Annotated in this window: 1 protein-coding gene; it reads right to left on the minus strand. The window is 37.6% G+C overall.

Annotation, left to right across the window (positions count from 1 at the left end; genetic code table 11):
- A partial coding sequence (locus tag AAEZ03_RS28650; protein ID WP_350583372.1) for a hypothetical protein occupies nt 1-242 on the minus strand: 242 nt, incomplete at both ends.

Raw genomic sequence — 242 nt, forward strand, 5'->3', positions numbered from 1 at the left:
GGTTATTACTGCAATCGCTTAAGCGTACTTTTACAATATTCATCCCATCTATGCCCGCTTCATTAGTATCAAAAATACCATTAAAAAAATTGGGGTTGTTATAAGGACTTCCTATTAGCTGAGGATCAGGACTGGTAATACCACCATTGTCATTAAACACAGTACCCGAGAAGGTGTAAGCTTTGGGTGTATTGGTAATCGTACAAGTGATCTCATCACCATAAGTAGCATTAGATAAAGTG

This window comes from Pseudomonas sp. HY2-MNA-CIBAN-0224 (assembly GCF_040310285.1).
Lineage (GTDB): Bacteria > Pseudomonadota > Gammaproteobacteria > Pseudomonadales > Pseudomonadaceae > Aquipseudomonas > Aquipseudomonas helleri.